The sequence below is a fragment of the Ruegeria sp. SCSIO 43209 genome (genome assembly GCF_019904295.1).
GTDB lineage: Bacteria > Pseudomonadota > Alphaproteobacteria > Rhodobacterales > Rhodobacteraceae > Ruegeria.
In genome coordinates this window covers 2,791,794-2,804,168 of the sequence record NZ_CP065359.1, presented here as the reverse complement: position 1 = coordinate 2,804,168, position 12,375 = coordinate 2,791,794, and the positions used below count along the sequence as shown (strand labels likewise).

Sequence of the window (12,375 nt, the reverse complement as noted above, 5' to 3'; positions counted from 1 at the left end):
TAAAACGGAAAGAGCTAATACAATGGCTGATCTGAAAGCACTCGCAGAAAGCATCGTGGGTCTGACCCTGCTGGAAGCACAAGAACTGAAAACCATCCTCAAAGACGAATACGGCATCGAGCCCGCAGCTGGCGGCGCCGTAATGGTTGCAGCTGGTGGCGACGCCGGTGGCGCAGCTGAGGAAGAAAAAACCGAATTCGACGTCGTTCTGAAGAACGCCGGCGCTTCGAAAATCAACGTGATCAAAGAAGTTCGCGGCATCACCGGTCTGGGCCTGAAAGAAGCCAAAGAGCTGGTCGAAGCTGGCGGCAAGATCAAAGAAGGCGTGTCGAAAGACGAAGCCGAGGAAGTCAAAGGCAAGCTGGAAGCAGCTGGCGCCGAAGTCGAGCTGGCCTAAGCCAACCGACAGGTGCATCGCTGATGCGCCGCAAAATTTGGCTGGGTCCGGAGAAATCCGGGTCCAGCCGAACCTGTCTTAGAAAGGGCCTCATTGTCTGGGGCGTTTTCTAAGACACGGTTTTCGGATCGGGAGGCCACCTTCGGGACGGTGGTCACGAATTGATCCGGACGTGTCGTCTCGATTGTGCAAGATGCCGGGGCCCGACGGTGTCTTTGCCCGCTGAGAACATCGAAAGGTGACATCTGACATGGCTCAAACGTTCCTTGGCCAGAAACGTCTTCGTAAATATTACGGCAAAATCCGCGAAGTGCTGGAGATGCCGAACCTCATTGAGGTGCAGAAATCTTCTTATGATCTTTTCCTGCGCTCCGGCGATGCAGAACAGCCCACAGACGGCGAAGGCATCAAAGGTGTGTTCCAGTCGGTTTTCCCGATCAAGGATTTCAACGAAACCTCCGTTCTGGAGTTCGTGAAATACGATCTGGAAAAACCCAAATACGACGTCGAAGAGTGCATGCAGCGCGACATGACCTACAGCGCGCCGCTGAAGGTCACACTGCGCCTGATCGTGTTTGATGTCGATGAGGACACCGGCGCCAAATCGGTCAAGGACATCAAAGAACAGGACGTGTTCATGGGCGACATGCCCCTGATGACACCGAACGGCACGTTCATCGTGAACGGCACCGAGCGCGTGATCGTCAGCCAGATGCACCGCTCGCCCGGTGTGTTCTTTGATCACGACAAGGGCAAGACCCATTCCTCGGGCAAGCTGCTGTTTGCCTGCCGCATCATCCCGTATCGCGGCAGCTGGCTGGACTTTGAGTTCGACGCCAAGGACATCGTGTTCGCCCGTATCGACCGTCGACGCAAACTGCCTGTGACAACCCTGCTTTATGCGCTGGGTCTGGATCAGGAAGCGATCATGGATGCGTATTACAACACCGTGTCCTACAAGCTGGACAAGAAGAAAGGCTGGGTTACGCCCTTCTTCCCCGAGCGTGTGCGCGGTACCCGTCCGACATATGATCTGATCGACGCGAAATCGGGCGAAGTGATTGCCGAAGCGGGCAAGAAAGTCACCCCTCGCGCGGTCAAGAAGCTGATCGACGAAGGTGCTGTTACCGACCTGCTGGTGCCCTTCGACAACATCGTCGGCAAGTATGTCGCCAAGGACATCATCAACGAAGAAAACGGTGCGATCTATGTCGAAGCCGGTGATGAGCTGACCCTGGAGTATGATAAAGACGGCGACCTGATCGGTGGTACTGTCAAGGACCTGATGGATGCGGGTATCACCGACATCCCGGTTCTGGACATCGACAACGTCAACGTTGGCCCCTACATGCGCAACACCATGGCTCAGGACAAGAACCTGAACCGTGAAAGCGCGCTGATGGACATCTACCGCGTCATGCGTCCGGGCGAGCCTCCCACCGTCGAGGCTGCGTCGGCTCTGTTCGACACCTTGTTCTTCGACAGCGAGCGCTATGACCTGTCCGCCGTTGGTCGTGTGAAGATGAACATGCGTCTGGCTCTGGACGCGCCGGACACCCTGCGCACGCTGCGCCGCGAAGACATCGTGGCCTGCATCAAGGCGCTGGTGGAACTGCGTGACGGCAAAGGCGACGTGGACGATATCGACCACCTCGGCAACCGTCGTGTGCGTTCGGTCGGCGAACTGATGGAAAATCAGTACCGCGTTGGCCTGCTGCGCATGGAGCGCGCGATCAAAGAGCGTATGTCGTCTGTCGAGATCGACACCGTCATGCCGCAGGACCTGATCAACGCGAAACCAGCTGCGGCTGCTGTTCGTGAATTCTTTGGCTCATCGCAGCTGTCGCAGTTCATGGACCAGACCAACCCGCTTTCGGAAGTCACCCACAAACGCCGTCTCTCGGCGCTTGGCCCGGGCGGTCTGACGCGTGAGCGTGCGGGCTTTGAGGTGCGCGACGTGCACCCGACCCACTATGGCCGGATGTGCCCGATTGAAACGCCAGAAGGTCCGAACATCGGTCTGATCAACTCGCTGGCCACCTTTGCCCGCGTGAACAAGTATGGCTTCATCGAAACACCCTACCGCGTCGTCAAAGACGCCGAGGTGACCGATGAGGTACACTACATGTCCGCGACCGAGGAAATGCGTCACACCGTGGCGCAGGCGAACGCGACCTTGGATGCCGATGGCAAGTTCATCAACGACCTGGTTTCGACCCGTCAGGCCGGTGACTACACCCTCGCCCCGCGCGAGAATGTGGACCTGATCGACGTGTCGCCGAAACAGCTGGTCTCGGTTGCTGCATCGCTGATCCCGTTCCTTGAAAATGACGACGCTAACCGCGCTCTGATGGGCTCGAACATGCAACGTCAGGCGGTTCCGCTGCTGCGGGCCGAGGCGCCGCTGGTCGGTACCGGCATCGAGGAAAAGGTTGCGATCGACTCGGGTGCTGCGATTCAAGCGAAACGCGCCGGTATCATCGACCAGGTCGATGCCCAGCGTATCGTTATCCGCGCCACCGAAGACCTGGAATTGGGCGACGCTGGCGTTGACATCTATCGTCTGCGCAAGTTCCAGCGTTCGAACCAGAACACCTGCATCAACCAGCGTCCGCTGATCAAGGTGGGTGACACCGTCCAGAAGGGCGAGGTCATTGCCGACGGTCCGTCGACCGATATGGGCGAACTGGCGCTTGGTAAGAACGTGGTCGTCGCGTTCATGCCGTGGAACGGTTACAACTACGAAGACTCGATCCTGATCTCAGAACGTATCGCGCGTGATGACGTCTTTACCTCGGTCCATATCGAGGAGTTTGAAGTCGCCGCCCGTGACACCAAGCTGGGTCCGGAAGAAATCACCCGCGACATCCCCAACGTTGGTGAAGAAGCGCTGCGCAACCTCGATGAGGCTGGCATCGTTTACATCGGTGCGGATGTTGAGCCGGGCGATATTCTGGTCGGCAAGATCACTCCGAAGGGCGAAAGCCCGATGACCCCGGAAGAAAAGCTGCTGCGCGCCATCTTTGGTGAGAAAGCATCTGACGTGCGCGACACCTCGCTGCGCGTGAAGCCGGGCGATTACGGTACGGTTGTTGAGGTCCGCGTCTTCAACCGTCACGGCGTCGAGAAAGACGAGCGTGCGCTGCAGATCGAGCGTGAGGAAGTCGAACGTCTGGCCCGTGACCGGGACGACGAGCTGGCAATCCTTGACCGCAACATCTATGCGCGTCTGCAGGGCCTGATCCTGGGTAAAACCGCTGTCAAAGGCCCGAAAGGCGTCAAGGCAGGGTCGGTGATCACCGAGGATCTGCTGGAAACCCTGACCCGCGGTCAGTGGTGGCAGTTGGCGCTGGAAGGCGAGCAGGATGCACAGATCGTTGAAGCTCTGAACGAGCAATACGAAGTGCAAAAGCGTGCTCTGGACGCCCGTTTCGAGGACAAGGTCGAGAAAGTCCGTCGTGGCGACGACCTGCCGCCGGGTGTGATGAAGATGGTCAAAGTCTTCATCGCCGTGAAGCGTAAGCTGCAGCCGGGCGACAAGATGGCCGGTCGTCACGGGAACAAAGGTGTTATCTCCAAGGTTGTTCCGATGGAAGACATGCCGTTCCTGGCCGATGGTACTCCGGTTGACTTCTGTCTGAACCCGCTGGGTGTGCCTTCGCGTATGAACGTCGGTCAGATCCTTGAAACCCACATGGGTTGGGCCGCACGCGGTCTGGGTCTGAACATCGATGAGGCTCTGGGTGAGTACCGCCGTTCCGGCGATCTGACCCCGGTGCGCGAAGCGATGAAGCTGGCTTATGGCGAGGATGTCTACGAAGAAGGCATCACCGGTCTGGACGAGGATGGCCTGATCGAGGCTGCGGGCAACGTGACCCGTGGTGTTCCGATCGCTACTCCGGTCTTCGACGGTGCCAAAGAAGCAGACGTCAACGACGCGCTGGTGCGTGCGGGCTTCTCGGAAAGCGGTCAGTCGGTTCTGTTCGACGGTCGCACCGGTGAGCAATTCGCGCGCCCGGTCACCGTGGGCATCAAGTACCTGCTGAAATTGCACCACCTGGTGGACGACAAGATCCACGCGCGTTCGACCGGGCCGTACAGCCTGGTTACCCAGCAGCCGCTGGGTGGTAAGGCGCAGTTCGGTGGTCAGCGCTTTGGTGAGATGGAGGTCTGGGCTCTGGAAGCTTACGGCGCCGCCTACACCCTGCAGGAGATGCTCACCGTGAAATCGGATGACGTCGCCGGTCGGACCAAGGTCTATGAGTCGATCGTCAAGGGCGAGGATAACTTTGAAGCGGGCGTACCGGAATCGTTCAACGTTCTGGTTAAAGAAGTCCGTGGCCTCGGCCTGAATATGGAACTCCTGGATGCGGAGGTTGAGGAGTAAGGGCCTCGGCCCTTCCTCCCGTCCCCCCTTCCGCAAAATTTGAGGTATCAAAATGAACCAGGAAATCACCAACAACCCGTTCAACCCGCTGACACCGCCGAAAGTCTTTGACGAGATCAAGGTTTCGCTGGCCAGCCCTGAACGGATCCTGTCTTGGTCCTATGGTGAGATCAAGAAACCCGAAACCATCAACTACCGGACGTTCAAGCCCGAGCGTGACGGTCTGTTCTGCGCGCGTATCTTTGGCCCGATCAAAGATTACGAATGTCTATGCGGCAAATATAAGCGGATGAAATATCGCGGCGTTGTCTGCGAGAAATGCGGTGTGGAAGTCACCCTGCAGAAAGTCCGCCGCGAGCGTATGGGCCACATCGAACTGGCCGCGCCCGTCGCACACATCTGGTTCCTGAAATCGCTGCCGTCCCGCATCGGTCTGATGCTGGACATGACGCTGCGCGATCTGGAACGCGTTCTGTACTTTGAAAACTACGTCGTCATCGAGCCCGGTCTGACCGACCTGACCTACGGCCAGATGCTGACCGAAGAAGAGTACATGGATGCGCAGGATGCCTATGGCATGGATGCGTTCACCGCGAATATCGGTGCCGAAGCCATCCGTGAGATGCTGGCCCAGATCGATCTGGAAGCCGAAGCCGAGCAGCTGCGCGCTGATCTGGCCGAAGCAACCGGCGAGTTGAAGCCCAAAAAGATCATCAAGCGTCTGAAGGTTGTCGAATCCTTCCTCGAGTCGGGCAACCGGCCTGAGTGGATGGTCATGACCGTGATCCCGGTCATTCCGCCGGAACTGCGTCCGCTGGTTCCGCTGGATGGTGGCCGGTTCGCGACCTCGGATCTGAACGATCTGTATCGCCGCGTCATCAACCGGAACAACCGTCTGAAGCGTCTGATCGAGCTGCGCGCGCCTGACATCATCGTCCGCAACGAAAAGCGGATGCTGCAGGAATCCGTGGACGCTCTGTTCGACAACGGCCGTCGTGGCCGCGTGATCACCGGCGCCAACAAGCGTCCGCTGAAATCGCTGTCGGACATGCTGAAAGGCAAGCAGGGCCGCTTCCGTCAGAACCTTCTTGGTAAGCGCGTCGACTTCTCGGGCCGTTCGGTCATCGTGACCGGTCCGGAACTCAAACTGCACCAGTGTGGTCTGCCCAAGAAGATGGCGTTGGAGCTGTTCAAGCCGTTCATCTACTCGCGCCTTGAAGCCAAGGGTCTGTCTTCGACTGTTAAGCAAGCGAAGAAACTGGTCGAGAAAGAACGTCCCGAAGTGTGGGATATCCTCGACGAGGTGATCCGCGAACATCCTGTCATGCTGAACCGTGCGCCGACGCTGCACCGTCTTGGCATTCAGGCGTTCGAGCCGGTTCTGATCGAAGGTAAAGCCATCCAGCTGCACCCGCTGGTCTGCTCGGCCTTTAACGCCGACTTCGACGGGGACCAGATGGCCGTTCACGTCCCGCTAAGCCTTGAGGCGCAGCTGGAAGCGCGTGTTCTGATGATGTCGACGAACAACGTTCTGTCGCCTGCAAACGGTGCACCGATCATCGTTCCGTCGCAGGATATGATCCTGGGTCTGTACTATGTGACCCTCGAACGCGAAGGCATGCCGGGCGAAGGCAAGGTCTTCGGTTCGATCGAAGAAGTTCAGCACGCGCTGGACGCCGGTGAGGTGCATCTGCACTCGAAAATCACCGCGCGGATCACGCAGATCGACGACGAAGGCAACGAAGTTAAGAAGCGCTATGAAACCACTCCGGGCCGTCTGCGTCTGGGTGCATTGCTGCCGATGAACAACAAAGCCCCGTTCGAGCTGGTCAACCGCCTGCTGCGGAAGAAAGAAGTGCAGCAGGTGATCGACACCGTCTACCGTTACTGCGGTCAGAAAGAGTCGGTTATCTTCTGTGACCAGATTATGTCGATGGGCTTCAAAGAAGCGTTCAAGGCGGGCATCTCGTTCGGTAAGGACGACATGGTCATCCCGGATGACAAGTGGGGCATCGTTGATGACACCCGCGGTCAGGTGAAGGACTTCGAACAGCAGTACATGGACGGCCTGATCACTCAGGGCGAAAAGTACAACAAAGTTGTCGATGCCTGGTCGAAGTGTAACGACCGCGTCACCGAAGCGATGATGAGCACCATCTCGGACGTTGCCAAGGCCGAAGACGGGTCAGATCAAGAGCCGAACTCGGTCTACATGATGGCCCACTCCGGTGCGCGTGGCTCGGTCACTCAGATGAAACAGCTGGGCGGTATGCGTGGCCTGATGGCCAAGCCGAACGGTGACATCATCGAGACGCCGATTATCTCGAACTTTAAAGAAGGTCTGACCGTTCTCGAGTACTTCAACTCGACCCACGGTGCCCGTAAGGGTCTGTCGGATACCGCTCTGAAGACGGCGAACTCGGGTTACCTGACCCGTCGTCTGGTAGACGTGGCGCAAGACTGTATCGTTCGTGAGATCGATTGTGGCACCGAGCGTGCGATTACTGCCGAAGCCGCCGTAAACGACGGTGAGGTTGTCGCCTCGCTGGCCGAACGTGTGCTGGGCCGTGTCGCGGCTGATGATGTTCTGCGTCCGGGAACGGACGAAGTGATCGTGGCAGCTGGTCAGCTGATCGACGAACGTATGGCCGACACCATTGACGAAGCCGGTGTTCAGTCCATGCGCATCCGCTCGCCTCTGACCTGTGAGTCCGAAGAAGGCGTCTGTGCAACCTGCTACGGTCGTGACCTTGCACGCGGTACAATGGTGAACACAGGTGAAGCTGTCGGCATCATCGCCGCGCAGTCGATCGGTGAACCCGGTACACAGCTGACCATGCGTACATTCCACATCGGTGGTGTTGCGCAAGGTGGTCAGCAGTCGTTCCAGGAAGCCAGCCAAGAAGGTGTCGTATCGTTCGAGAACCCGCAGATACTGGTCAATGCGGCAGGCGAAAGCCTTGTCATGGGCCGGAACATGAAGCTGGTGATCAAGGACGAGCATGGCGAAGAGCGTGCCAGCCACAAGCTGGGCTACGGCTCGAAGCTGTTCGTCAAGGACGGCACCAAAGTGGCCCGCGGCGACAAGCTGTTCGAATGGGATCCCTACACCCTGCCGATCATCGCCGAGAAAGCCGGTACCGCGAAATATGTCGACCTTGTTTCGGGCCTTGCGGTCCGGGATGAGACCGACGATGCAACCGGCATGACCCAGAAGATCGTGATCGACTGGCGTGCGGCCCCCAAAGGCAGCGACCTCAAGCCCGAGATCATTCTGGTCGGTGAAGATGGCGAGCCGGTCCGCAACGATGCGGGCAACCCGGTTCACTATCCGATGTCGGTGGATGCGATCCTGTCCGTCGAAGATGGTCAGACCATCGAAGCCGGTGACGTTGTTGCGCGTATCCCGCGTGAAGGCGCCAAGACCAAGGACATCACCGGTGGTCTGCCACGTGTGGCCGAACTGTTCGAAGCCCGTCGTCCGAAAGATCACGCGATCATCGCAGAAGCCGATGGTTACGTGCGCTTTGGCCGCGACTACAAGAACAAGCGCCGCATCAGCATCGAACCGGCTGACGAGTCCATGGAGACCATCGAATACATGGTACCCAAGGGCAAGCACATCCCGGTCGCCGAAGGGGACTTTATCCAGAAGGGTGAATACCTGATGGACGGTAACCCGGCTCCGCATGACATCCTGTCGATTATGGGTGTCGAAGCGCTGGCGGATTACATGATCGATGAGGTGCAGGACGTCTACCGCTTGCAGGGCGTGAAGATCAATGACAAGCACATCGAAGTCATCGTGCGCCAGATGCTGCAGAAGTGGGAGATCCTGGATTCAGGCGACACCACCCTGTTGAAAGGTGAACATGTCGACAAGCAGGAGTTCGACGCAGCCAACGAGAAGACTATCTCGCGTGGCGGTCGTCCGGCTCAGGGTGAGCCGATCCTTCTGGGGATCACCAAAGCTTCGCTGCAGACGCGTTCGTTCATCTCGGCGGCGTCGTTCCAGGAAACCACCCGCGTGCTGACCGAAGCCTCGGTTCAGGGCAAGAAAGACAAGCTGGTTGGCCTGAAAGAGAACGTAATCGTTGGTCGTCTGATCCCCGCCGGGACCGGTGGGGCCACTCAGGCCGTCCGCCACATCGCGCAGTCGCGTGACAACGTGGTTATCGAAGCGCGCCGGGAAGAGGCCGAAGCAGCCGCTGCTCTGGCCGCTCCGACCTTCGACGACGACATGGTCGGTGATGAGCTGGACGTTCTGGTGGAAACACCGGAAAGCCGCGAATAGGCACCCTCAATAACTAAGAAAGGCCCCGCGATTTCGCGGGGCCTTTCTTGTTGTGAGCGCTCCGAGGCGAACTCTCACAAAGATAGTTACTAATGTGACCCGGTTTGTGGCATGCTTTCGTCAACAGAGGAGGGGGCCGCAATGACAACTCGTCAAACGCATGGGCGAAAGCGCCTGTATGACAGTATTTTGGACACCGTCGGAGACACGCCAAGCATACGAATAAACAGGATTACCCCCTCAAACGTGACGGTTTACGTAAAATTCGAAGCGTTTAACCCGGCCAGTTCTGTCAAGGATCGCCTTGCCCTCAACATCATCGAAGCGGCAGAACGCGACGGTAGCTTAAAACCCGGTCAGACAGTGGTTGAGGCGACCTCGGGGAATACCGGTATCGGGCTGGCGATGGTCTGTGCGGCCAAAGGCTATCCCTTGGTTGTGACGATGGCCGACAGTTTCTCGGTCGAGCGGCGCAAGCTGATGCGGTTTTTGGGGGCAAAAGTTGTCCTGACACCGCGCGCGCAAAAGGGGTTCGGCATGTATACAAAAGCTAAGGAACTGGCCGAGCAGAACGGCTGGTTCCTGGCCAGCCAGTTTGAAACCGCAGCCAATGCCGATATTCACGAAAATACCACCGCGAGGGAAATCTTGGGTGACTTTGATGGGCAGAATCTCGACTATTGGGTTACGGGCTATGGCACTGGCGGGACGGTCTCGGGCGTGGCCCGGGTGCTGAGGAAAGTGCGCCCTGAGACCAAGATCATCCTGACCGAGCCTGCCAATGCAGCCATTGTGTCGTCGGGGTATGTAAACACCCGCAACGAAATACACCAGCCGACCGAGAGCCACCCGAACTTCGAACCGCATCCGATCCAAGGCTGGACGCCTGATTTCATTCCGTGGGTTCTGCAGGAGGCCATTGATAACTCCTACTACGATGAGTTGATTCCCGTTCCCGGTAGCGACGGTATTGCATGGTCGCGCCGTTTGGCCGCGGAAGAGGGGATTTTTACCGGTATTTCTGGTGGCTCGACCTTTGCGGTCGCGATGAAACTGGCCGAGACTGCTCCGGAAGGTTCCGTTATGTTGGTAATGTTGCCAGATACGGGCGAGCGTTACCTTTCGACGCCATTGTTTGATGGCGTAGAAGAGGAGATGACGGATGATGAGATCGAGATCTCGAAATCTACGCCTTCCGCCCAGATGACAGATTGAAACGACTGAAAAGTCGACAGTTTGTGTAGCTCGTCGGAACTATTACTGTAGGATTGTCAGGCGCAAATTGAATTCGTGATCAATTGAACAGTGAATACGACAATATATTGAAGACCGGGTGTTGATTAAATGAGTCCTAACGTTAAAGGCGCGCTGCTGATGATGGGCAGTATGGCGGCCTTTACCGTCAATGATGCGTTGGTGAAAGTGGTGGGGCAAGATCTGCCTCTGTTCCAACTTGTGGCCATGCGCGGAGTTTTGGCGACAGTTCTTGTGTTGATAATGGCCCGTTATCTTGGGGCGCTCCACCTGAATTTTCCCCTCCATGACAAATGGCTTATCGCATTACGTTGCCTGGCAGAGTTGGCGGCGACCATCTTCTTTTTGACGGCTCTGATGCACATGCCGCTTGCCAACGTTACGGCAGTTCTACAGGCGTTGCCGCTGACCGTGACTTTGGGTGCTGCCTTATTCTTCGGTGAAGTAATTGGATGGAGACGTATTGCTGCAATTGCGCTTGGGTTCGTCGGTATGTTGTTGATCGTTCGGCCCGGTCCTGAAGGGTTCAGCATCTATGCGATTTACGCATTGATTGCGGTTGCTTCCGTTACAGTTCGCGATTTGATCACTCGCCGAATGTCAGCCGAAGTACCTTCTATGGTGGTAACACTGGCGACATCCCTCACTATCACATTGGCAGCGATCATCGTCTCCACGTTTGAAGGATGGGTGCCGGTCTCGACCGCATCTGGAGCGATGATCGCCAGCGCTGCGGTCTTTGTTCTGATAGGCTATCTATTCAGTGTCATGGTGATGCGCGTGGGCGAGGTCGGTTTTGTTGCGCCATTTCGCTATTCCAGCCTGCTTTGGGCACTGGGACTGGGGTGGGCTGTGTTTGGTGACTGGCCGGACGCGATCACAATGCTGGGTGGTGCATTGGTAGTTGCGGCAGGGATGTTCACTCTGTTTCGCGAACGGTCGCGTCAGGCGGAGAAGTGAGGCAAACGTACGAAACCGGGGTTTAGCGCGAAACGCGTGGCAAAATCGGTCTCGATTTCGGGCGTGATCGGCGCAAGCTGCGCCTTTTGCTTTTCAGCGCGCGGCGAGTCGTTGGAGTTGTTCAATGTCCTGATCCACATCGGGCGATCAGGATAACTGACCACTGGCATGAAACGCCCGATCCGGTTGTGGGTAAAACTTATGATCGTGTGGGCGCACCCGCCCGCGATAAGCATGCCCAAGCCCACCCCAAGCAGAGATTTGTAGACTTGTGCCGCCCGAACGCCATTCGGCCCAAAGCTGGCCTGGTATCCGTTGTTGAAATCGAGGCCTATGGCCTGATTTTTTCCAATCAGCCCGGCAACATCATCGGCGGACTCGCGCAGTCTTTCGATGAAATCAATCGAAATGCTGTCGTCGTCATCATGGCGAAATTGAAGACAGGGCCGGTCCGGGTTTGAACGCGCTTCCTGAAGGATTCGTTTCATGACCTGCCGGTGTTTATGGCTTGGTTCGACGGGTCTTTGGACAATTCGTACCTGCTTGATGTCAGCGGTGAGGTCCTTAATCCGGTCGAGCGCCTTTCGCGGCAGACAGTCCCCAACAACGACCAGAAGCTGATAGTCCCCATCTGTCTGCGTGCGAAAGCTGGGCAACGTCACAGATTCGAACAAGCGGAACCGCTCTTCCAGACGAGCAGGGTTGTAGAGATGGGCGCGCCGATCTGCGACCGTGTCATGTTCGATCTGGAAATCGCCCAGAGCAGGGAATGAAAATCGGCACAGGCCAAAGACTTGCATGGGGCATCCAATGGTTTGCAGGGCATGTTCACTATGCATCCGGTGCCGGAGTGCTGCAATGCGTCGGCGCAGTGGGAAACTCCATTAGTTCCTGATAGACGGCCGGAGCTCTTATGTACAACACGCCTTTCCCGCTGGGCTGTTGACACTCGGGCCGACTCCCCTTAATACGCGCGACATCTCGGTACCGGGGGCCGCCCCATAACCGATTTCAGTAATGAACTGGTCAAGGCCCGGACACTTTTATCGTTCGCGCCCTCTGATAACAAACCGCGACGTTCAC

Annotated in this window: 6 protein-coding genes; 5 read left to right on the top strand and 1 reads right to left on the bottom strand. The window is 57.4% G+C overall.

From position 1 onward, the window contains the following. The first annotated feature begins 22 nt into the window (after positions 1-22). The 5 genes from rplL (at position 23) to I5192_RS14005 (ending at position 11,292) form a co-directional block, all read left to right on the top strand. Positions 23-397 carry a 50S ribosomal protein L7/L12 gene (rplL, locus tag I5192_RS14025; protein WP_010441182.1) on the top strand — a complete coding sequence of 125 codons (375 nt, stop codon included), beginning with the start codon at positions 23-25 and terminating at the stop codon, positions 395-397. Between the two features lie 250 nt (positions 398-647). Next, positions 648-4,784, top strand: coding sequence for a DNA-directed RNA polymerase subunit beta (gene rpoB / locus I5192_RS14020; RefSeq protein WP_170398571.1), 4,137 nt, complete (start codon positions 648-650; stop codon positions 4,782-4,784). A 52-nt stretch (positions 4,785-4,836) separates the two neighbouring features. Then, on the top strand, positions 4,837-9,078 hold the full coding sequence (rpoC, locus tag I5192_RS14015; RefSeq protein ID WP_223117097.1) for a DNA-directed RNA polymerase subunit beta': 4,242 nt from the start codon (positions 4,837-4,839) through the stop codon (positions 9,076-9,078). 141 nt (positions 9,079-9,219) lie between these two features. After that, positions 9,220-10,293 carry a PLP-dependent cysteine synthase family protein gene (locus tag I5192_RS14010; RefSeq protein WP_170636340.1) on the top strand — a complete coding sequence of 358 codons (1,074 nt, stop codon included), beginning with the start codon at positions 9,220-9,222 and terminating at the stop codon, positions 10,291-10,293. 129 nt (positions 10,294-10,422) lie between these two features. Beyond that, positions 10,423-11,292, top strand: a complete 870-nt coding sequence (locus I5192_RS14005; protein WP_223117096.1) for a DMT family transporter — start codon at positions 10,423-10,425, stop codon at positions 11,290-11,292. Here I5192_RS14005 and I5192_RS14000 read toward each other — a convergent pair. Then, complete coding sequence (locus I5192_RS14000) at positions 11,277-12,131, bottom strand: glycosyltransferase (protein WP_255611895.1); 855 nt, start codon at positions 12,129-12,131, stop codon at positions 11,277-11,279. The genes I5192_RS14005 and I5192_RS14000 overlap by 16 nt on opposite strands. Positions 12,132-12,375: the final 244 nt, after the last annotated feature.

Coding starts and splice junctions, on each gene's coding strand:
- I5192_RS14010 (WP_170636340.1), top strand. CDS start 9,220: ATGACAACTCGTCAAACGCATGGGCGAAAGCGCCTGTATGACAGTATT.
- I5192_RS14005 (WP_223117096.1), top strand. CDS start 10,423: ATGAGTCCTAACGTTAAAGGCGCGCTGCTGATGATGGGCAGTATGGCG.
- I5192_RS14000 (WP_255611895.1), bottom strand. CDS start 12,131: ATGCATAGTGAACATGCCCTGCAAACCATTGGATGCCCCATGCAAGTC.
- rpoC (WP_223117097.1), top strand. CDS start 4,837: ATGAACCAGGAAATCACCAACAACCCGTTCAACCCGCTGACACCGCCG.
- rpoB (WP_170398571.1), top strand. CDS start 648: ATGGCTCAAACGTTCCTTGGCCAGAAACGTCTTCGTAAATATTACGGC.
- rplL (WP_010441182.1), top strand. CDS start 23: ATGGCTGATCTGAAAGCACTCGCAGAAAGCATCGTGGGTCTGACCCTG.